Below are 23457 nucleotides of genomic sequence, written 5' to 3' on the forward strand. Positions count from 1 at the left end.
CTTTTAATTAAAGAATTTTAAAAGCTCTTTTATTTATAATTTGAATTATGAAATGACTTATTTATTCATTCTTGTAGGGTTAATTAGCACTTGGATTGCCTTTAGGCTTGCCTATATTTTTAAAAAACTATGTGCTAAATAACTTAATAATCAATCAATCCATAATGAAAAAGCTTGTACCAGAATCTCTCTGATACAAGCCCGTTGACCTTATAGGTCAAGTAATAGTCTTGCTGGATCTTCGATCAGCTCTTTGATTGTTACTAAGAACTGTACCGCATCTTTACCATCAATCATACGGTGATCGTAAGATAGAGCTAGATACATCATAGGTAGAATTTCAACTTGACCATTGACCGCCATAGGACGATCGTTGATAGCATGCATACCTAAGATAGCTGTTTGTGGTGGGTTCAAGATTGGTGTTGACATTAATGAACCAAATACACCACCGTTAGTGATAGTGAAAGTACCACCAGTCATTTCTTGTAGTGACAATTTGCCATCGCGTGCTTTACCAGCGAACTCACGGATACCCGCTTCGATATCTGCCATGCTCATGCGATCTGTGTCACGTAGTACAGGAACTACTAGACCACGGTCTGAAGATACCGCAACACCTACGTCATAGTAACCATGATAAACAATGTCATCACCGTCGATTGAGGCGTTAACTGCTGGGAAACGCTTCAATGCTTCAGTAGCTGCTTTAACGAACAATGACATAAAGCCTAGACGTGTGCCATGGCGTTTTTCAAACTGATCTTTGTATTTAGCACGTAGATCCATCAATGGCTTCATGTTAACTTCGTTGAACGTGGTTAACATGGCAGTTTCTTGAGTGGCTGATAATAGACGGTTCGCAACTGTCTTACGTAGACGCGTCATTGGAACACGCTTCTCAGTACGCTCACCTACTGACTCAGCTACTGGGCGACCACTGTCAGATTTGATAGAGCTATCCGCTTTAAGGGTTGGATTAGCCATATCTTGTTTCGTAACACGACCACCACGGCCTGTGCCTTCAACATTTTTTGGATCCACACCAGACTCTTTAGCCGCTTTACGAACTGCTGGGCTTTGGTCTTTATGATCGTCAGCACTATCTGCAGCTGCAGCAGGCTTAGCTTCTGCTTTCTCTTCAGTTTTTTCTTCAGCTTGGCTTTCTTCAGCGGCGCTATCAGCACCTTTTGTGCCGGTAGCACCCGCTTCAAATTCAGCGATTAATTCGTCAGAAAGTACGGTGTCATCAACTTGCTTAACAATTTTAGTAACCACACCGTCATCTGGAGCCACTACTTCTAAAACCACTTTATCAGTTTCGATTTCGGCTAAGATGTCATCACGGTTTACTTGTTCGCCTTCGCTTACGTGCCATTCAACGATAGTACCGTCAGCTACTGACTCTGGGAATACGGGCGCTTTAATTTCTGCCATGGGAACTGCTCCTGTTATAAATATAAAATGATTAATTACTTATTTTATTTCACCCAATAAACAACCTGAGGGTTAACTTTACAGTCTTTAACTTCGAATTATGGTTGTCTATTGTTAAAAGTTAGTTAAGTATTAAAAGCCAATTAGGATAATAAAACTCAATAAAATCAGTTGGAACAAATACTGAAGGCCTAAGCGACTGTTTGCCGCCTAGACCTCGTTAAGACTTATTTAAGTTGATCTACTTCGACACCAAGACCACCAGCAACCAGCTCTCTTTGCTGACGAACGTGAATCGCAGGCAAGCCTGTTGCAGGTGCTGCAGAAGCAGGACGAGCAACTGGGTCAACAACATGTGCTTTAGTAACACGCGGTTGATCACCTTGTGGGCCAAAGATACGGAACATGTGCGGTGCTAAATAGTACCAAGCGCCTTGGTTTAGTGGCTCTTCTTGGCACCATACAATCTCTTTAAGGTTGGCATATTTCTGCACTTCTTCCACCATTCTTTCTTCAGGCAGTGGGTATAACTGCTCAATACGAACAATGGCCACATGATCTAAGCCCAGTTCACGACGCTGCTCAAGCAGATCATAATAAACCTTACCACCACACATAACTACACGAGTTACTTTGTCATTGTCTAACTGATCAATCTCTGGCAATACGGTTTCAAATTTACCGTTAGCCAACTCTTCTAGCTCTGAGGTAGCAAGCTTGTGACGCAGTAAGCTCTTCGGAGACATTACCACTAATGGCACACGGCTAGGACGTACCGCTTGACGGCGTAATACGTGGAATATTTGGGCCGGAGTGGTTGGAGTAATAACCTGCATGTTATCTTCAGCACAAAGCTGTAAGAAGCGCTCTAAACGGGCTGATGAATGCTCAGGACCTTGACCTTCAAAGCCGTGTGGCAATAACATGGTCAAACCACAGACACGTTGCCATTTAGTTTCACCACTTGAGATGAACTGGTCAATAACCACTTGCGCACCGTTGGCGAAGTCACCAAACTGTGCTTCCCAAATAATTAATGCATTTGGCACAGTGGTTGAGTAGCCGTATTCGAATGCCAATACCGCTTCTTCTGACAACAATGAGTTGTAAGTAGCAAAACGGGCTTGAGTATCGTTTATATGTGCTAGTGGCACATACATATCGCCGTTTTCTATGTTATAAATTTCAGAGTGACGATGTGAGAAAGTACCACGGCCCACGTCTTCACCAGTAATACGAACTAAGAAACCTTCGTCTACTAAAGAGGCATAAGCTAAAGTCTCAGCTGCACCCCAGTTCAAAGGCTCTTCACCAGTTTGCATTGCTAAGCGCTGCTCAACCAGTCTTTGAACTTGACGCTGTAGCTTAAAGCCTTCTGGCATTTCTGCCATACGACGACCATATTCTTTTAGCTTCTCGATATCAACGCTGGTATCCCAGTCATCTTCTAGCTCATGGCCTAAGTACGGACTCCAGTCAACATAAAGCTCTTCGTTTGGCTCTCGCACTAACGAGTTGGCTACGTATTCGCCTTTGTCTAAAGCTTCACGGTATTCATCTTCAAGCTTTTTGTCATCTCCTTCAGAGATCACACCTTCATTTAATAGCTTTTCAGCATACTGAGTGCGGGTGGTCGGTAGCTTCTTGATGATGGCATACATTAGTGGCTGAGTGGCTGAAGGCTCATCAGCTTCGTTATGACCGTTACGACGATAGCAGAATAAGTCAATTACGATGTCTTTGTGAAACTCATGACGATAATCTAGCGCCATTTGTGCGGCAAAAACTACGGCTTCAGGATCGTCACCATTGACATGAATGATTGGAGCGTGAACCATCTTAGCGATGTCAGTACAGTACTCAGTAGAGCGTGCATCTTCTTGACGGCTAGTAGTAAAGCCCACTTGGTTGTTGATAACAATGTGAACCGTACCGCCTGTGGTATAAGCACGAGTCTGCGACATCTGGAACGTTTCTTGAACCACACCCTGGGCAGCAATAGCGGCGTCACCATGCACTACCAGTGGCAATACTAAGTTACCATCAGTGTCGTTACGACGAACTTGACGCGCACGTACCGAACCTTCAAGTACTGGCGATACAATTTCAAGATGCGAGGGGTTAAATGCTAGAGCTAAGTGAGCTTCACCGCCTGGTGTCATCACGTTTGATGAATAACCATTGTGGTACTTAACGTCACCTGAACCTTTTTCAGGCATCACCTTACCATCGAACTCATCAAATAAGTCCGCTGGGTTTTTACCTAAAATGTTCACTAATAAGTTTAGACGTCCACGGTGAGCCATACCGATAACCATTTCTTTGGTACCGTAGCCACCTGCACGCTGAATGATTTCGTGCACTGCTGGAATGAAGCTTTCACCGCCTTCAAGACCGAAACGCTTAACACCAGTATATTTACGAGCTAAGTATTTCTCTAAGCCTTCTGCAGCGGTTAGACGCTCAAGAATCTCTTTTTTCTTTTCTTTATCAAATTTGATGTGACCTAAGTTGGTTTCCATGTAGTTTTCAAACCAACGCTTCTCGGTGCTGGTCGTCACATGCATATACTCAAGGCCGATATGACTACAGTAAATACGCTCAGCCACTTCGATAATTTCACGAAGTGTCGCTTCTGGCTTACCGATATTAAAATCACTGGTTGGAAAAACTGTGTCTAAGTCTGCTTCAGACAGGCCATGATATTCTAGAGTTAAATCTTCTACTGGAGCACGGGCTTGTAGTTGTAATGGGTCAAGCTTCGCACGGCGGTGACCACGACGACGATATGCAGAAATTAATTTCTGTACGCCCATCTGACGGGGGTCCATACAGTTGGCATCAGATCCAGCACCGGCTGGAGCAACCACACCTTTATTGGCCGTCTGGTTACGAGCCAGTAATAAGAACTGATCCTGGATAGCATGGTGCAAAGCATCATTGCCGGTTTCATATTCTTTAAAGTAAGCTTGCCAATCAGCATCTACACTGTCTGGATCTTGTAGATATTGCTCATATAGCGACTCGATATAAGTTGCGTTGTCGCCTGCAAGTTCTGTCGCACCTGCTGCTTTTAAAGCATCTTCATTAGTCATAGTATTCATAGTCTTTTCTTGTTTACATTAAGGTTTAATTAAAATAAAAACGCATTTAGATCAAGCTATTGTTGTAGGTAACTTATTTTATCAATTAACATCATTAATCTTGTTAAAGTCTGTAGTCAGTTTGACTCAATCATAAGTTGGTGATACTTCAGAGTAGGGTTAATGTAAAGTCAATCAGTATTGATTAAAGCTAACTGGCGCAAAAGTTAAGCGCTAGCAAGTTTTATAACAATGAGGGTTAACCGTTAATTAGGCTCAGTTAACAAGTTTTAACACTTCGCTTTTAGTCATAAGCAAATAGTTTGTTATCAGCAAATGGTTACAAGCAAAATTTAGGCCAACTATAATAGTTGAGACGCCTGCCTCCTATCTTATTTAGCTACTGCCCAACTTCATCTAGCAATCTGAGCAACGCTTTCACTGTATTTAACTTACTTGATTTACTTATTTGCTCTACCAACCTTCTAAACCAGTGTTTCCACACTAACTAGCTTTTTATCTGTACTAATTATCTATACTAACCTACTACACCAACCTACTGCCTATTGTGACTAATTAAGCTTATTAGCTAGCTTTTTTTAGCCTATTTTTGGGTAAGTCTGTAATCTATCTACTTATTTGCCTATTCCTTCAGTTGACGACTTACTCAGATCAGTTGCCCTGCTTATTAACAACTATGGGGACGTTTTGGCTGATTACTAGCTTTAAGCCTTTGCCCCTTTCAGCCCTATCTTAAGCAGGTAAACTCTACCCTAACTAGGATAGATTAAAATCTGTCAGCTTCGACATAAAACAGAGCCGCAATCAACAGAGCTACCCTTAATTAAAATAGAATCTTAGCTGCATCAAAACCTGTTTACTATCATGGTTTTTGTTACCTACAGCGTGAGCCATATTCTACCTCGAAATGAGCTAAGAATACAGTTGAACACTAAGAGTAAGGGTAACATGTAACCAAAAAACTCTAGTTTTGTTTCTTATATAGTAGGTATTTAGAAACTAAATGTTCATCATTTGCACACTGCTAATTTTAACAAAAAAAGACCCCTATCAACAAATAGAGGTCTGTGGTATTCACGTAAAGTATTGCTAATCGATACTAATACCTTTTTTTACATTAATATCACTAGTGTCTAAATTAACCAAACCCACTTAAGGTTACGTTTAGCCGGCCTGCTCTAGTAACAAGTTACGTAGGTGACCAATCGCGCGCGTTGGGTTCAAGCCTTTAGGACAAACCGCCACACAGTTCATAATACCGCGGCAACGGAATAGGCTGAATGGGTCATCCATACGTGCCAAACGTGCTTGAGTATCAGTATCACGGCTATCTGCTACGAAACGATAAGCGTTAAGTAACGCAGATGGACCTAAGAACTTATCTGGGTTCCACCAGAATGATGGGCAGCTGGTTGAACAGCAAGCACATAAAATACACTCATACAGACCGTTTAGCTTCTCACGTTGTTCAGGGGACTGAAGACGCTCTGTTGGCGGTGCTGGCTGATCGTTAATTAAGAAAGGATGAACTTTTTCGTACTGCTCATAGAATTGGTTCATGTCCACAACCAAATCACGAACCACAGGCAGACCTGGTAGAGGACGTACTGTGATTTTCTCTGGTAGGGTGTTCATGTTTACCAAACATGCTAAGCCGTTTTTACCATTGATGTTCACCCCGTCAGAGCCACAAATACCTTCACGGCAAGAGCGTCTAAACGTGATGCTTTCATCTTGTTTTTTCAAACGTAGTAAAACGTCAAGCAACATACGATCAGAGTCTAAAAGCTCAATCGTATAAGTTTGCATGTAAGGGGCTGCGTCCTTATCAGGGTCGTAGCGGTATATCTCAATAGTGCGAGTACCTCGACTCATAGTGCTAACTCCACACGGCGTAAAGCTGTTTTACAATTTTCCAACTTGGGTCAAGTGCCACAGCTTTACTAATTCATAAAATTAAATTCAAATAGGTTACGTTAATCAAGCTTTAGCTTAGTATACGCGTACTTTTGGCTCAACGTAATCAACAGTTAGTGGTACTTTACGAACCGGCTTATAGACAATCTTGTTGCCTTCAGAATACCAAATAGTATGCTTCATCCATTCGTTGTCGTTACGACCGTTTGGTGCAACCGCGTCATCTTCTGGACGTTCATAGTCCAATACAGTATGCGCTCCACGGCACTCATGACGCTTAGAAGCTGAAATCATAGTTGCTTTGGCTACTTCGTAAAGGTTAGCGACTTCTAAAGCTTCAATACGGGCAGTGTTAAATACCTGCGACTTATCCGCTAAGTGAATGTTATCCACTTTTTCTTGAAGTGCTAATAACTTCTCAACGCCTTCATCCATCAATGCTTGCGTACGGAATACACTGGCATGCTTCTGCATGGTTGCACGAATTTCATCAGCCACCTCTTGAGCATTATAACCTTGAGTAGACTGCTGTAGCTTATTCAAGCGCGCCATAGTGAAGTCTAGTACACGAGGGTTCATTGGGTGATAGTTGTGGTCAGAGCTGCTGAAGTTATCAATGATATGTTTACCTGCAGCGCGGCCGAATACTACCAAGTCAAGTAGCGAGTTGGTACCTAGACGGTTAGCACCGTGAACACTCACACACGCACACTCACCAATGGCATATAGACCTTTAACGATTTTAGAGTCGGTGTATTGACCGTGCTCATCAACGTTACCTTCAAGATCTGGCACAATAACCTGGCCATGCATAGTAGTTGGAATACCGCCCATCATATAGTGAATGGTTGGGATAACTGGGATTGGCTCTTTGGTAATATCAACGTTAGCAAAGTTTTTACCAATCTCAAATACTGAAGGCAGACGCTTCATGATGGTGTCCACACCTAAGTGAGTCATGTCCATCACGATATGGTCAGCATTAGGACCACAACCACGACCTTCTTTGATCTCTTGGTCCATTGAGCGTGATACTAGGTCACGTGGCGCCAAATCTTTAACGGTTGGGGCATAACGCTCCATGAAGGCTTCACCATCTTTGTTACGTAAGATAGCACCCTCACCACGGCACCCTTCAGTTAGTAGTACACCAGCACCGAATACACCAGTTGGGTGGAACTGCCAGAATTCCATATCTTGTAATGGAATACCTGCACGTACTGCCATACCTAGGCCGTCACCAGTATTAATATAAGCGTTGGTTGAAGCGGCGAAGATACGACCCGCACCCCCTGTTGCTAATACAGTATTGGTGGCTTGGAATACCGCTACAGTACCGGTTTCTTGCTCAATAGCAACTACGCCATTGATGTCGCCTTTTTCATCTTTAATAAGATCAAGCGCGATCCACTCGATGAAGAATTCAGTACCCGCTTCCAAGTTCTTTTGGTATAGCGTGTGTAGTAGGGCGTGGCCAGTACGGTCAGCAGCGGCACAAGCACGTTGTACTGCTTTTTCACCATAGTTTGAAGTGTGACCACCGAATGGGCGCTGATAGATAGTTCCGTCTGGGTTACGGTCAAACGGCATACCCATGTGCTCAAGCTCGTATACTACTTTTGGCGCTTCACGGCACATAAATTCGATAGCGTCTTGGTCACCCAACCAGTCTGACCCTTTTACGGTGTCATAGAAGTGGAAGTGCCAGTTATCCTCACTCATGTTACCTAGGCTAGCCCCAATACCACCTTGCGCCGCAACTGTGTGCGAACGGGTTGGGAATACTTTGGTAATGACAGCTACGTTCATGCCGCCTTCTGCTAATTGCAGAGCTGCACGCATACCTGAGCCGCCACCGCCAACGATAACAGAGTCGTAATTTAGGGTTTTAATATTGCTAATTGTATTGTCTTGTCTAGTTGCCATTACGTTTTCCTAATGAATACGTTAGTCGTCATATTAGCTGGCGATGGGCGCTATAAAGCATCAATACCTTATAGCTTCACATTACCAGACAGGCTCGCTTTACTCTAAAGTGGTTTTGGTTCATTAACTAACTAAAGCAGGCTTTAGCAAATTAGATGATACCGCGGCCCCAAAAAATCATGACGCCCCAGAATAGGTACACCAAAATTGCGATAATCATAGCAGCCTGTAGCACGATGCGTAAGCCGGTAGATTTGATATAGTCGGTGAATACCGTCCACATCCCTACCCAGGCGTGTACCGCTAAGGCAACGATTGCCAACAAGCTTAACAAACGCATTGGCATGCTCATGATGAACATTACCCATTGTTCATAGCCAACACTGCCATTGAACAAGAAGAAAGCCACCATAACTACGGCATATACTGCTAATACCACAGCGCTGATACGCTGCATAATCCAATCGCGCGAACCTGAGCCGGTTAGGCCTGTCGCACTTTTAATTCCAGAATCATTTCTCATTAGAACATCACCCATATAAATGACAGCACTATCAATATAGCGGCAATAACAAAGCTCACAATTGACGCTGTTCTACCAGACTGATGGTCTTCATTGAAGCCCATGTCGGCAAATAAATGTTTGATACCCATAACAAAATGGTAAGCAGTCGCGGCAACAAAGATCCACACAATAAAGCGCAGCACCATGTTGTTAAAAACAGCGGCGAAATGGTGAGGTGAGTATAAAGAAGTTTGCAAAAGCCATAGCATCACTGGAATTAAGAGAAAAAGAATAATTCCTGAGATACGATGTAAAATCGAAGCTCTGGCCGTCGGTGAACTGTTAACGCTTATCACTTGGCTAAGTGGCAGATTAATCGGTCGGTTGCTTTTCACAGCGGGCGTCCTTTTGCGGTTGACACTCGTGGTTACGTTCTCAAGGCTCAACGACTTATTAGATAATGAGATACAAAGTCAAACTAACTTTACAAGCAGTCAGTGGCTTAATTTATTCATTACCACAGCTTGAGGCCTAAAACGGACACGAGACGGATAAGTTAAGGAGTTGCTAACTGGCTAAATTCATACCTAGCCGTACTGTAAAGCTACAGCACTCTAAATATATTGCTTAAATATAAATAAAATAAATAATTAAGTATAAAAATAACTTAGAGCATATAGATTCGATGCTAAAGCTTACGCCTTTGAGGCGTTGGCGACCAACATTTAGTTAACTTAATTGTTTTTATGCAAGAAAATTCACTCGAAAATTTATAATTAATACTATTGTAAACCGTACTAAATAAGGGTTACCCCTGATACTAATTATAAATCCACGTCTATTTCTGCACTTACAATCAATTAAATAAATGGTAAGCCAGCATCTATAACGCAGTAATTATAGAGTTTGTTTCTATCAATTACAAATAAAATACCAAATTAGCTTTTATATTCACTTTATTTATTGATTTTACTCTAAGTTAAGCTTGTTACTGAACTTTGTCAATCTTCAGTAACCCTTTAAGCTTTCTCACTGTCCGTTGGGGTTATGGTCAAAATCTGTTTATTACTATAAACCTAGCCTCAATTTTGCTCATAACTGACCGCTCCCGACTAGTTTTAAGGTTAAAAGCCACATTTGAACGCTTAAACTAAGTTTTTTATTAAAATAATGGTTATTTATTACAGTAATATAAGGATAGTTACTATCAGGAGTAGTTCGTAGGAGTAGTTCACATCATATCTTTCACATCATATAGAGACTAAAGCGAGCAGACTGCTATAACCAACTTACTTTAATGACAATAACTCAAATGAAAATAACTCTGACTAGAGCAACTCAGACTAAAGCGTAACTAAATATTACCAAACCCTCCTTGTGTCAAGCTCACATAAGCAAGCCTAACGCCATGCCTCTACCCCATTCTACTTTAAGGCTTAGCTTTATAATGAGGAAGCTAATGCTTCTTTTTTGGCAGTCAAAAAAATGTATCGTTAGTAAAAAAAGAGTAGATTAATCGGTGTGTAAAGGTTATTAATTTGAAGGGCATACATTGACTAACGTGGGGATTTTGCGTTATAAATGTTTTTTCAATTCAACATACTTACTGATAGTATATAATCGGTATGTGCCAATACCTTTCCCATAATTGGTCGAAAACTGCTAATATGACTTTTTAGTTGTGACTCTAGAGAAGTTAACTCTGCTCATAGGACAATGATAAAAGCTAGCAATCATGACCATTTTCAGTCATCCTTGCCAGGGAAATAGGCATAAATAATAGCCCCAAAGTTAATACAGCTGACTTTCAGCTCTTAGTTGCTAATGGGTTGTTATACCGAATAAAAACAAATTGAAAAATATTTTTTAATGGTTTTTTAGGCTAATTAAAATATTTGAAGCAGGCGTCTTTTTAAGTCGAAAGCTTTGGATCATTAACTAGCAAATGTTTTTTAAGTGTCATACCCCGATAGCCTGCTTAATTTAGCAAGCAATTAGGTCGGCTTTAAGACAACCTAACTGTTTTCTATTTTATCGTGGACGTTATCGACCCAAACTTACTGTTTATTCCAATAATTAAGAGGATTTTATGGCTAACGAAACTGCATATCTAAAGGTAGATGGACAGGAATACGAATTACCAATAATCAAGGGCACTCTTGGTCCGTCAGTAGTTGACGTTTCAGCTTTCCAAACTGCAGGCTATTGGACTTACGATCCAGGCTTTAAAGTAACTGCTCCTGTTGAGTCAGAAATCACTTACATCGATGGTGACAAAGGCGAATTATTACACCGTGGCTACCCAATCGACCAACTGGCTGAAAATGCTGAATACTTAGAAGTTTGCTACGCACTATTACATGGCGATCTGCCAACTGCTGAGCAAAAAGAAGACTTCTACAAAAAAGTAAGAGAACATACTGGTGTTCATGACCAATTACGTAAGTTCTTCGAAGGTTTCCGCCGTGACGCTCACCCAATGGCTATTATGGTAGGTGTGGTAGGTGCATTATCTGCTTTCTATCATGACAACCTTGATGTTACTGATGAAAAACAGCGCGAAATCACTGCGATTCGTCTGATTTCAAAAATGCCAACCATCGCTGCGATGAGCTACAAGTACACCAAGGGCGAACCATTCATGTACCCACGTAACGACTTCAGTTACGCTGAGAACTTCTTATATATGATGTTTGCAACGCCAGCAGATAGAGACTACAAAGTAGATCCAGTGCTGGTTAAAGCGATGGACAAAATCTTCACGCTACACGCTGACCATGAGCAAAACGCCTCTACTTCTACAGTTCGTTTGACCGCTTCAACTGGTGCTAACCCCTATGCCTGTATCGCAGCTGGTATTGTTGCGTTATGGGGTCCATCACACGGTGGTGCTAACGAAGCTGTACTAAAAATGCTAGATGAAATCGGCACAGTAGAAAACGTTGACGAGTTCATGGAAAAAGTAAAACGCAAAGAAGTGAAGCTAATGGGCTTCGGTCACCGCGTTTACAAAAACTTCGACCCACGTGCAAAAGTTATGAAAGAAACTTGTGACGAAGTTTTAGGTGCTTTAGGTATCAATGATCCTAAGCTTGAGCTTGCAATGAAACTTGAGAAAATCGCTCTAGAAGACGAGTACTTCGTAAAACGTAACCTATATCCAAACGTTGACTTCTACTCAGGTATCATCCTAAAAGCAATCGGTATCCCAACTGAAATGTTTACCGTTATCTTTGCTCTAGCCCGTACTTCTGGTTGGATCAGCCACTTGTTAGAGATGCACTCAGCACCATTCAAGATTGGTCGTCCACGTCAGTTATACACTGGTGAAACCAAGCGTGACTTCGTAAAACTTGAAGACCGCAAATAAGCTAGTTTAATACTTATAGCTGTGTTAACAGCAAGTTTATAGCACCAAAAAAGCGTCCGATATCACTATCGGACGCTTTTTTTATGTTGGTTTAACTGTGGCTATAACACCTACGATATATAATAAATAGCATAGGCGAAACGCCTGTTAAGCTAAAACTAAAACTAAAACTAAAACTAAAACTAAAACTAAAACTAAAACTAAAACTAAAACTAAAACTAAAACTAAAACTAAAACTAAAACTAAAACAGACTATTTAAATTGCTTTAATTTGGCTTCATAGTTTTTGATTTGCTCATCATAAGCCTCAATCTTTTCATTGAACTCTGCAGTTAGCGCTTCAAATTCAGCAGACTGCGACTGTTTCAATGCTTCAAGCTCAGCGCTCTGCTGGCGTTCTATCTGCTCCCAAGTTTGATACTGTTTTAGCAATCGAGCTAATGAGGGGCTTTTGATTACCAAACGCTGTGCCAGCTCTGCGTTATTAAAGATCTCCGGCGTTAACATGGCTATGCTCAGTAAAGTATCTATGTCTTGAGCCGGTAGTGGCTCCGCATCATCAAGATACAGCGCCTGCATGGCCGCATTATAGCGCTGTTTAATCTCTGCTGCGCTTAGCTCCTGCGGTGGCACTAGGGCCAAGTTAATTAATGGTAAATCCTGTAACGTCAGTTGCCCCACCTCCACATCCGACTCGCCTTGCTGTACTGCTTTAGCTTGTGCTGCGTCGTCTGTCGCTTTAGCCTCTGACTGGGTAGATGTGGTAGAGGCTGTCGAATTGGCTGTATCAGATTTTGAGCGATCAGCACCCTCCGAACTAGCTACGGCCGCATCTGTCACTTCAGAACCTACCGTATTTTGGGCTGTAGTACTTTGAGCCGCTTCTGTACTTTGGGGGTCTCTTTTTGGATCAATCAGCTTTTGGCCGACTGTCTTCTTCTGAGTAGTCGAGTTATCCGCACTTTCTGCTGCAGCAAACAAGGCTTTGTTATCCTCTGGACTGTCTGCAGCTTGCAAGGCTTCGTACTCTGCCAACTGACTTTGCTGCAGGTTGAGCTTACGATTGACATACTCTTCTTCAAAGCGGGCTATTTGTGCTTTGGCCGACTCGCTCATCACCACTTTTGCCTTCTCTTGTTGCGACACGGTTGGGTTACTGTCAGCTGTACTGTCATCAGATTTAGGTTGGCAACCCGCCAGACCTAATACCGCACCTAAGGCGATCACCGACAAGCTTTTGCGGCCGCTCATTGCCGTCAAGTTGGATTGGGAAAAAGAGTTTTTGTTGCGGATGTATTCGATCATACTTTATATTCCTTGTTATTATTGTCCTTATCTTTGTGCTCCTTGGGGTGCTGTAAGAAAGGGATACACGCTTGCCAAGCCCCACAGTCCTTGCCCTGCTCGCGGCGCACAAAGTAATCTTGTACCATACGCGCCTGCTGCTCAATACCATAGGTAAAAAAACGCTTACCTTGCTGCAGACTATAATCATAACGGCGATTGAGGACGGCCCCGCGCACCACTTTTAAGCCTTGTTGCAGTTGCCATACATGAGTCAGTTCGTGAATCAGCCAACTTTTTTTACCCAGTGACTGCTTACTAAAGTCCTCTACCCAGTCCTGGGGATTGAAGTAAATATTACCGTTAGGGCTAACGGCATAGTTCTTTAGCACCCACCAAGCTGTTTTTAGCCGCACCTGACGCACATCGAAGTCTGCTCCAAATACTGAGTGCGCCATCTGTATTTCGCCTTCAGTTAATGGTCGACTTTTTTGCTGTCCCGCGTTTACAGCCAAGCCTTTAGCCAACCAGCTATTTTTTATGGGCTTTGGCAGTTGCATCAGCTGCTGTTTTATTTTTATGCGCATGATTATAACTCGACAATGAGATATTCCATCAATATAGAATAAGACATTAAATTTAAATAATAAACAGTTAATAAGTGCAACTCGCAATAACTACAAGGGCCGGTCACATCCGCGCACATTAAGACACAACACACTGACGTAGCCATTACAAAAATCATATCCAGTTACCCGAGCTTAACTTGCATTTTGGCCACATTTACGCTGTAATCAGGGTCTTAGCCTCCTCCTGTCTTCTATTCAGTTAAGGTAATTACTCTATACTATGTCCAGCAACACTATGCCCAATAACCGCAATCCCTCCTACTCCGATACGCCTTTAGCGCAGCGTATGCGCCCCAAGTCTCTGCAGCAAGTTATTGGACAGACTCACCTTCTGGCACCCGGTGCGCCCATCCGCCGCTTTGTCGATCATGGTCATCTGCCGTCGCTTATTTTGCATGGGGAAGCTGGGATTGGTAAGACTACCATTGCTATGCTGTTAGCCGACGCCGTTGGTCGCCCTTTTTATCCTTTATCGGCGATTAATACCGGGGTTAAGCAGTTACGCGAAGTACTAGATGCAGGCAATCAATCGGGGCAAACCGGCTTGGATTTTGCGGCGCCGGTAGTATTTATCGATGAGATTCACCGCTTTAATAAAGCACAGCAGGATGCTCTACTTGGGGCTGTAGAGTCTGGTGAAATCACCTTAATTGGCGCCACTACCGAAAACCCCTCATTTAGTGTCAATAATGCCCTATTGTCCCGCTGTCAGGTGTACCGTTTAGAGCCGTTAACCGAAGAGCAGATTGAACAGCTGCTACAGCGCGCCATTGTGGAAGATGAATTTTTATCCAAGCTAGATATCCAGCTACAAGCCACGCCGCAGATTGCAAAATTGGCGCAAGGCGATGCCCGCAAGTCGCTAAATTTATTAGAGCTGGCAGTACAGGCCTCGGATCACAGTCAACAGCCCATTGTCATTGACGACACTTTACTAGCCAGCGTGGCGCAAACCGCGCTGCAGCGTTATGACAAAGATGGCGACCAGCATTACGATATCATTTCAGCAATGATTAAATCGGTACGTGGCTCCGATCCTGATGCGGCTTTATACTGGATGGCGCGCATGTTAGTAGCCGGTGAACCGCCTGAATTTATCGCTCGGCGTTTGGTAATCTTAGCCAGTGAAGACATCGGTAATGCCAATCCCAATGCGTTATTGCTAGCCGATGCCGCCCTGCGTTCAGTGAAGATGATTGGGATGCCCGAAGCCCGTATTATCTTGGGTCAGGTGGTGGTGTATCTGGCCACTTCAGCAAAAAGTAACAGCACTTATTTGGCAATTAATAAAGCAATGCAATTGGCACAAAAAGACCAGTCTCCAGTGCCGCTACATCTGCGTAATGGGGTAACCAAGCTGATGCAAAGCCAAGGTTACGGCGAGGGGTATATCTATCCTCATGACTACCCCAATCATTATCAGCACCAGCAGTATTTGCCCGATAACTTAGTGGGCACCCAGTTTTATTATTATGCTGATAACCAGCGAGAGCAGCACAGCCTACAATTTATGCAGTGGTTAAAGTCTCAGCCCAACACCTCTCAATAAATAAACCAATAAATAAAGAAATAGACAACCAAGCAGGCTATTTAAACGGATAGCCATAAGCGAAATAAAATAGTAGTTATGGTCTGTTAACTGCCCCTTAGCTAATTTTTTCAATATCATTGATTCATTGCAGTTAATGGCACTCCGCCCCAGTTACAGGTACAATGGTCTCCATATTCACAACCAATAATCAGATAAACAATAAAAGAGAAACCTTTCATGGCACTAGATAATATTAAAGACATCATTGAAGACATTCGCATCGGTAAAATGGTCATCTTGATGGATGATGAAGACCGCGAAAATGAGGGCGATCTAATTATGGCCGCCACTCATATCAACAGTGAAGCCATTAACTTTATGATCACTCATGCCCGCGGTTTGGTGTGCTTAACTCTAACCGAAGAGCGTTGCCGTCGTCTTGAATTGCCGTTAATGAGCGACAACAACGAAGCCAAATTCAGCACCAACTTCACCGTCTCAATTGAAGCGGCTGAAGGGGTAACCACAGGTATTTCTGCTGCCGATCGTGCGCGTACGGTACAAGCGGCTGTTTCTGCGACTGCCAAAGCGGAAGATATCGTACAGCCAGGTCATATTTTCCCTATCATGGCCAAAAAAGGCGGGGTATTGCACCGTGCCGGCCATACCGAAGCTGGGTGCGACCTAGCCCGCTTAGCAGGTCTTGAGCCTGCTGCGGTAATCGTCGAGATTATCAATCCCGATGGTACTATGGCCCGCCGCGATGACTTAGAGAAGTTCGCTGCTGAACATGATTTAAAAATTGGTACCATTGCCGATCTCATTAACTACCGTATTGCCAATGAGCAAACGGTGCATGAAGTTAGCAAGCGTCCTTTTGAAACTGACTTTGGCACCTTTACTTTGCATCAGTTTAAGGAATACGGCGCTTCTGAGACCCACTTAGCATTGGTAAAAGGTGATCCAAGCGAAGGCGTAAGTACGGTACGTGTGCATGGCTTTCATCCGCTACGTGACTTATTCGCCGCCAAGCGTGATGCGACCGGCCGCAGTGGTTGGAGCGTCCAAAACTCACTACAAGAGATTAGTCAGTCTGAGCGAGGTGTATTGGTATGGATTGGCAACGATGAGCCAGTCGACTTAGGCAATGCACTGGAGCGTGCCAACAACAATCAGTCGATCTCTACTCTAGCCAATCAGCCTTATCGCAGTATCGGTGTGGGCGCCCAAATCTTGCGCCACTTAGGGGTACGTGACATGCGCTTATTATCGACGCCACTTAAGTTTAATGCATTGTCAGGCTTTGATCTAAATGTCGTAGAATGTATCGACTCTCCTGATGCGCCCAACCGTTAATTCTTTTGCGCCGCGCTTAAGCAGCACGCTTAAAGCCACCAAAGATAAGGCCTCTACTCTGCTGCAGCCCTACACCCCAAGGCTGCAGCAGCTGGTCAGCTATGATGGGGTTGCTATCCCCATTACTGTAGTCGGTAACCCTGAGGCCGAGCCGGTAGTGCTGCTCCATGCCTTTGGTATGGACGCTCGTCAGTTTTTACCTTTTGTATTACCGCTATTGGGGCAATATTGCTTTTATCTGCCCCATTTTCGCGGCTTTGGTTTAGCAGCTAACACCCCCAGCAGTGAGTTTAATTTCATCGAACAATATGCCGATGATGTGGAAGTTATTCTGAGCCATATTTGTAGCAAGCATCAGATGGATTCTGTCGATGTGGCCGCCATTTCTATGGGAGCGCTGGTAGTATGGGCTCATTTTAATCGTTATACCAATAGCGATCACTCTTTCCCTAAAGCTACTAGTAACAACAGTAAGGCATCTGCTACTAACCACCCTTCTCCTAACAACCATTGTAAAATTAAACGCTATTTAAACATCGATCAGTCACCCATCGTCCACAATCAGCCCGATTGGCAAGGCGGTGTGTTTGGTGACAAGCAAACTCAAATCTTTGATCAGTTTAGGCAAGTACTACAAGCCACGATACCGTACATTGAACAACAAAACATCACTGACTTTAGTCACCTACCCTTTACGGTAAAGCGCCAAATTACTCAAATGGAGAGAGAATTTTCGTTAATGTCAGCCGGTCGTTTGCCGTCCCAGTTGTTTATTAAAAGTAGCAGTTATTTACCCGATTATAAATTGGCGGTATATCAACACCCCACATGGCAACAAAAGCTGCACGGTCTGAACGCTTATCTTGAGCTACCTTATGATTATCGAGACGCCCTTACTGCTACTCACACCCCAGTAACTATGCTAATTGGTGCCCAATCACAGCTTTATGATCCTGCCTGGCAACGCCAAGTGGCAGATATCCTGCCCAATGCTGAGGTAGTAGAGGTCACAGAGTCGGGGCACGCCATTCCGCTGGATGCGCCATTACAGTTTGCTCAGGCTTTAAAGCATTTTTTACAAGCCAGTTGATCTACAAGACCTTATGGTTTCAGCCGCTCTATACTGATGCTCTGCTCTATAGACTGATACAACACCGGTTAACTGCTTTAATAAAAGCTGAATCAAAAACCTACTAAACACACAGTAAATAATGCCAAGCAAAGATTCAGAGCCGGTTTAACCGCCATCGCTTGTGTCACTGCATGGTATTGCCTATACTTGAGGCACCTATTCACATACCTAAATGGACTTAAGTATGGATATGCTCTCTGTGGCCTTATTGCCGCTTATTTTGGCTTTTATTATGTTTGCCTTGGGTTTATCGATGCAAATCGCCGATATCAAGTATATCGCCAAAGCACCCAAGCCCTTTATTATTGGCTTTATCGCGCAGCTGGTGCTGCTCCCTGTGATAACCTTGCTATTGATACTATTACTAAAGCCTGCTCCGGAGTTTGCCTTTGGCTTTATGCTACTCAGCTTTTGCCCAGGCGGAGTTACTAGTAATATGTTGTGTACTTTATTAAAGGGTAATCTACCGCTATCAGTGGCTCTAACTTCAGTTATGAGCTTGGTATCTATTTTTACCGTGCCCGTTTTAACCGCTTGGGCCTATGGCCATTTTTTGGGCACTGAAGGCGGTTCGATTAATTTAGTGAGTATGGGGATTAAGATGTTTTTAATCACCGCTCTACCGGTTGGACTGGGTATTTTTATGCACGAAAAAAAGCCTGCTTTTACCCGAGCTTACCGTGACAAGTTTATGAAAGCGGCCTTTATACTATTTGCAATATTGGTGGCTGTAGCTATCATTAGTAACCGTGAAGTGCTGTTCAATGAGTCTGGACAAATCACAGTGATGATTCTAACCTTGCTAGTCGCCCTATTTGTTGTAGGCTTAGGCATACCCAAACTGCTAGGCTTATCTTGGCGGGATGCCAAAACTATTGGCTTAGAGGTAGGCATTCAAAACAGCTCGATGGCTCTGGCGCTATCTGGTATCTTAGCAGTATCAACTGACTCGATATTGCCAGCTTTTGCGCTACCTGCTGGGGTATATAGTGTGGTGATGTACTTGGTCGCTTTGCCTTATATTTGGCTGTTTCGCAGATTTAACGATTAATGCCCTGTTAACCTAACCCAAACTGTAATCTAAGCTTATGACTGACTCTTTGTTTTCAACCTACCATTATAGTTACCCCAAGCTCAATGATGACATTCGCCACAAGATGCAGCATTTGCGTCAGTCGATTGCCAAGCTTGAGGCCAATCTGATTACTCCAGATTCGATTGATGAAGCGTCAAAACAAAATAAAAAACAAAGCTCTGTCTTAGCTAATGAGGTCCTAGCAGAGAGTGATGTTGACTACGCTGGCGAGTTAAACCCCAGTCAATTATTGGCGGCCACCACGATTGAGGGCAAGGTATTGGTCATCGCCGGTGCCGGATCCGGCAAAACCAAAACCCTGACCTACCGCACCAGTTATTTGATTGAAAGCGGCGCCTCTCCCAATAGTATTTTGCTACTGACTTTCACCCGAAAAGCAGCTAATGAAATCAAAGGCCGTGTCAAAAGCTTATTGGCTGAAAGTTTGGCGGATAATAGAGCGTTAAGTGGCCTAGATCTGAATGCCATTACCAGCGGCACCTTTCACTCTTTTTGTAATATGCTGCTGCGTCGTTATTCAGGTCTACTGGGAATTAACCCTAAGTTCACCATTTTGGATACCGGCGATAGTGAAGATGCGCTAGATATGCTGTGTAAAGAGCAAGGTATTGTGCGCAAAAACATGAAGCAGGCCTTCCCGCGTAAAAATACACTGCAAAAGCTGATTTCTACCTCGCGCAACCGGCACATCCTATTGCGGGATCTAATTGAAAATGATTATCCTGATATCGCCATCCATATTCCGGTCATTGAAAAGTTGGCAATGGAATATCACAACTATAAGCGCGCCAATCATTTATATGACTTCGATGACATTATCAGCCAAGTGGTCAGTCACTTAAAAAACAACCTACAGTTTCGTAAGCTGATTCAAGATACTTACCGTCATGTGATGGTCGATGAGTATCAAGACACCAATATTCCACAAAAGCAGTTAATCGACTATATCTGTGAGCCGGATAACGTATCGCTCATGGTGGTGGGTGATGACAACCAAAGTATTTATGCTTTCCGCGGCGCCAATTACGAAAACATTCTACTGTTTGGTGACAGCTATCCCGAAGCTAAGCTGATTAAACTTGAGCAGAACTATCGCAGCACGCCTGCCATCTTAGATTACGTCAATGCGCTGTCCGAGCAAATCACTCTGGGCTATCAAAAAAAGCTGTTTTCAAACTTACCGGTTGCTGGCTCAAAGCCGGTGTTAGTGCGTCGCAGTAACGACAAGGAAGAAGCGAAATACATTGCCAATAAAATCATCGAATTAAAGCCAGAGCATGATTTTAATGATTTTGCGGTACTTAGCCGCACCTCGTTTCAATCTAACGAGATTCAACTGCAATTTATGCAGCGTAATATCCCCTTCATTGTAGTCGGCGGTATTAAGTTTATTGAAAAGCGCCATATCAAAGATATTTTGGCGTTGGTGAAAATCTTATATAACCCTAATGACACCATAGCTTGGCACCGTATCCTTACCTTATTTAGTGGCGTTGGCGATGTGACCGCTAGCAAGATTACCAAGGCCATTACCAGTAGCAATGACTCATTGCAGCCGCTACTCGATCCTAAGCTGACCAAAAATAAAGAGCACATTACCGAGCTATATCATGTGCTCATTAAAGCTGAACAGCAGGAAACTGTAGCCGATATCTTACAGACGCTAATTGACTTTTATTTGCCTATCCTAAAGACGCTTGAGGACAACTGGCGTGATCGCTCGGAGGACTTCCGAGTGTTGATTAACTTAGCGCGGGAGCACAGCAGCTTAGATAACTTCTTGGAGAACTTAGCGCTTGACCCGCCCAATGATTCAGTGGCTGTTATGGGTGATCCGGACAAACAACAGCCCGATGCGGTGACTATTTCTACCATTCACAGTGCCAAAGGTCTTGAATGGCCGGTAGTCTTCATCAATGCTTTGGTTGATGGGCTGACGCCACACCACCGCTCTTTACATGAGTTTGAAGAGTTAGAAGAAGAACGTAAGCTGTTTTATGTTGCCTGTAGCCGAGCCAAAACTCATCTGTATTTAACCGCCCCCGACTATTACTCAAGTTTCGCCGGTTATTTTGATAAAGTTTCGCGCTTTGTTAGTGAAGTTGCAGCCGATACGGTGCAAGTTGATGGCGCTGTCTCTAGTAGACGAGAAACAAGACCTGAGTCTAATGAGCCTGAGTGGTGGTAATAGCAACCTCTGCCACCCTACTGAGCATGTCAGCATGCTATTCGACTGCTATTCTGAGTCACAAATTATCGACTAGTAGTTTAATTCCTTACTTTTATCGTATATATCCTGACTTTTTATAGTAAGATGCCCTCATATTTGGGCAACTCTCTTAATTTAATGTTAAAATACTCCGGATAATGGGTTTACTTTACCCTAATAATTTTTATTAAAAAGTAGAGTTATCCCCTAACCATATTTGCTATTAACTTAGTTGACTCTTAATCGCAACCATTAAGGGGCAGAGTCGGTCGAAATAAAGGTAGAGAAGTTAGCATGAATTTTTTAAAACACCGCAAACCCTTGCTCACTAGCACCGCACTTGCCGTGACCATAGGCTTAACTTCAGGTTGTGGCACCATTAATGCAGGTATACAGTCTGGTGATTTGCCACCACAAGGGGCCTTTATTGCTGAAAATGGCATGCAGTTCAATATCCAGCCATTGTCTTTAGCGAATTTACCTCCTGCTCCTAGCTATGCCTCAAATCGCTCAGGTACTGGTATGAAAAATGCTCGAGTACGTGAGTTGTTAAATAATTCACGCGGTGTGGCGGATTATCGTATCTCTACCAGTGATGTGCTGAGCATTAATCTTATTGAATACCCGAACATTACCCCTTCTAATAATAGCACTAACGCCAGTGCTTCTAACCCTTATGCTGCCGGTTACCCAGTCGATCAACAAGGTTATATCCAGTTTCCATTAGTAGGGCGAATCAAAGCCAGTGGTTTAACCGTTAGCCAGTTTACCAACAATCTACGCAGTCAGCTGCAACGCTATTTAAAATACCCTGACCCTCAGGTGAAGATTGTCAATTTCCGCGGTAGCAAGTTCTTTATTGATGGTGCGGTCAGACAGCCTGGCGAATTCAATATGGCCGATGCTCCTATCTCTCTATACGGAGCTATTTCTATGGCGGGTGGCGCTACTACTGAAGGCGACTCTAATAGCGTGGTATTAACCCGTAAAGGCGTACAGTATGAGCTAGGACTTCGTGACTTACAGGATATGGGCATCTCCGCCAGTCAGATCTATTTGCAAGATGGCGACTCTATCCATATCAATAGAAAAGACCGCAATCAAGTATACGTGCTTGGTGAGTTCGGTGAAATTAAACCTTTAGAGATTCCAGACCACGGTCTTACCTTGACCCAAGTCATAGGCTTATCAAAAGGTCTGAATCCCTCTACTTCTAATGCTGCCAAAGTATATGTGGTTCGTGATCATGGCCAGGCATCTTATATTGATATCTATCAAGCTAACTTTCAATCAGTGACCAACTTAGCTTTGGCCAACCGCTTTGAGATGCATCCCAATGATATTGTCTATGTTGATCCTACTGGCTTAACCCGTTGGAATCGCTTTATTAACTCGATATTACCTTCAAGTAATGCGATCAGACAGTTATCTGATTTATAGCCTAGCCATCATCTGATGCTAATAAAGATTTTATTTTTAGAGTTTAGTTGTAGGAGTCTCTCATGGCTTTTGAAAATATCTTGGTAGTATGTGTGGGTAATATCTGTCGTAGCCCTATGGCGGAAGCCTTATTAAAGCAGCGTTTCCCTGAGAAAAATATTGACTCTGCCGGCGTTGGAGCCTTGGTGGGTCATGGAGCCGATGACGCAGCAATCAAAGTCATGCAAGAAGAGCAAAATATCGATATTACCAATCATGTAGCAAAGCAGATTGATGAGCAGTTAGCACAGAAAGCCGATTTAATCTTCACCATGTCTGACAGTCAGAACAAATGGATCGAAGAGCGTTGGCCGTTCTGTCGTGGTAAAACCTTTAAGCTAGGTCACTGGAATGGTAACGATATTGCTGACCCTTATAAGCATGAAATGAGTGCGTTTCAGACTGCCTATCAAGACATCGTGCGTGGCATTGATGAATGGCAAGATAAAATAAGTTAATATACCCCTTCTTTCATTGTATAG

The 23457-nt window shown here is 43.2% G+C and carries 16 protein-coding genes; 8 read left to right on the forward strand and 8 right to left on the reverse strand.

Translation table 11 applies throughout. The annotated features are described in order from the left end of the window. Nucleotides 1-210: 210 nt before the first annotated feature. The 6 genes from odhB to sdhC all read right to left on the reverse strand — a co-directional run bounded on the left by odhB (nt 211) and on the right by sdhC (nt 9284). Entirely contained in the window at nt 211-1437 is a 1227-nt protein-coding gene (gene odhB, locus G561_RS0108185; protein WP_028859105.1) for a 2-oxoglutarate dehydrogenase complex dihydrolipoyllysine-residue succinyltransferase, read from the reverse strand. Between the two features lie 227 nt (nt 1438-1664). Then, nucleotides 1665-4541, reverse strand: coding sequence for a 2-oxoglutarate dehydrogenase E1 component (locus G561_RS0108190; RefSeq protein ID WP_037032028.1), 2877 nt, complete (start codon nt 4539-4541; stop codon nt 1665-1667). A gap of 1164 nt (nt 4542-5705) precedes the next feature. Beyond that, on the reverse strand, nt 5706-6416 hold the full coding sequence (locus G561_RS0108195) for a succinate dehydrogenase iron-sulfur subunit (protein ID WP_028859107.1): 711 nt from the start codon (nt 6414-6416) through the stop codon (nt 5706-5708). A gap of 117 nt (nt 6417-6533) precedes the next feature. Then, a complete protein-coding gene (gene sdhA / locus G561_RS0108200; RefSeq protein WP_028859108.1) occupies nt 6534-8384 on the reverse strand; it encodes a succinate dehydrogenase flavoprotein subunit in 1851 nt (616 codons plus the stop codon). A 151-nt stretch (nt 8385-8535) separates the two neighbouring features. Beyond that, nucleotides 8536-8889: a succinate dehydrogenase, hydrophobic membrane anchor protein gene (sdhD, locus tag G561_RS0108205; protein ID WP_201586249.1), complete on the reverse strand. Its 354-nt coding sequence runs from the start codon at nt 8887-8889 to the stop codon at nt 8536-8538. Between the two features lie 17 nt (nt 8890-8906). Then, the gene (sdhC, locus tag G561_RS0108210; RefSeq protein ID WP_028859110.1) at nt 8907-9284 is read right to left on the reverse strand and encodes a succinate dehydrogenase, cytochrome b556 subunit; all 378 of its coding nucleotides are present in this window, start codon (nt 9282-9284) and stop codon (nt 8907-8909) included. A 1694-nt stretch (nt 9285-10978) separates the two neighbouring features. On the opposite strand from sdhC, the gene gltA reads away from it, so the two are divergent. Beyond that, nucleotides 10979-12259 (forward strand): citrate synthase, encoded by a 1281-nt coding sequence (gene gltA / locus G561_RS0108215; protein ID WP_028859111.1) that lies wholly within the window; start codon nt 10979-10981, stop codon nt 12257-12259. A 252-nt stretch (nt 12260-12511) separates the two neighbouring features. Here gltA and G561_RS14990 read toward each other — a convergent pair whose 3' ends face one another. Next, the gene (locus G561_RS14990; protein WP_028859112.1) at nt 12512-13564 is read right to left on the reverse strand and encodes a hypothetical protein; all 1053 of its coding nucleotides are present in this window, start codon (nt 13562-13564) and stop codon (nt 12512-12514) included. Then, on the reverse strand, nt 13561-14130 hold the full coding sequence (locus G561_RS14335) for a hypothetical protein (protein ID WP_028859113.1): 570 nt from the start codon (nt 14128-14130) through the stop codon (nt 13561-13563). The genes G561_RS14990 and G561_RS14335 overlap by 4 nt, the downstream gene beginning before the upstream one ends. 262 nt (nt 14131-14392) lie before the next feature. On the opposite strand from G561_RS14335, the gene G561_RS0108230 reads away from it, so the two are divergent. From G561_RS0108230 to G561_RS0108260, 7 genes are all read left to right on the forward strand, one after another. After that, on the forward strand, nt 14393-15721 hold the full coding sequence (locus G561_RS0108230) for a replication-associated recombination protein A (protein ID WP_373277692.1): 1329 nt from the start codon (nt 14393-14395) through the stop codon (nt 15719-15721). A gap of 219 nt (nt 15722-15940) precedes the next feature. Next, the gene (gene ribBA / locus G561_RS0108235) at nt 15941-17059 is read left to right on the forward strand and encodes a bifunctional 3,4-dihydroxy-2-butanone-4-phosphate synthase/GTP cyclohydrolase II (RefSeq protein WP_028859115.1); all 1119 of its coding nucleotides are present in this window, start codon (nt 15941-15943) and stop codon (nt 17057-17059) included. Continuing rightward, nucleotides 17043-18149: an alpha/beta fold hydrolase gene (locus tag G561_RS0108240; RefSeq protein WP_037032030.1), complete on the forward strand. Its 1107-nt coding sequence runs from the start codon at nt 17043-17045 to the stop codon at nt 18147-18149. The genes ribBA and G561_RS0108240 overlap by 17 nt, the downstream gene beginning before the upstream one ends. 226 nt (nt 18150-18375) lie before the next feature. Then, complete coding sequence (locus G561_RS0108245) at nt 18376-19242, forward strand: bile acid:sodium symporter family protein (protein ID WP_028859117.1); 867 nt, start codon at nt 18376-18378, stop codon at nt 19240-19242. 37 nt (nt 19243-19279) lie between these two features. Continuing rightward, nucleotides 19280-21475 (forward strand): ATP-dependent helicase, encoded by a 2196-nt coding sequence (locus G561_RS0108250; RefSeq protein WP_028859118.1) that lies wholly within the window; start codon nt 19280-19282, stop codon nt 21473-21475. Nucleotides 21476-21790: 315 nt separating this feature from the next. Further along, nucleotides 21791-22936, forward strand: coding sequence for a polysaccharide biosynthesis/export family protein (locus G561_RS0108255; RefSeq protein WP_028859119.1), 1146 nt, complete (start codon nt 21791-21793; stop codon nt 22934-22936). A gap of 62 nt (nt 22937-22998) precedes the next feature. Further along, nucleotides 22999-23433, forward strand: coding sequence for a low molecular weight protein-tyrosine-phosphatase (locus G561_RS0108260; RefSeq protein WP_028859120.1), 435 nt, complete (start codon nt 22999-23001; stop codon nt 23431-23433). The last annotated feature ends 24 nt before the right edge of the window (nt 23434-23457 follow it).

Origin of the sequence: Psychrobacter phenylpyruvicus DSM 7000 = NBRC 102152 (genome assembly GCF_000685805.1) — a bacterium.
In the GTDB taxonomy this organism is placed as follows: domain Bacteria; phylum Pseudomonadota; class Gammaproteobacteria; order Pseudomonadales; family Moraxellaceae; genus Psychrobacter; species Psychrobacter phenylpyruvicus.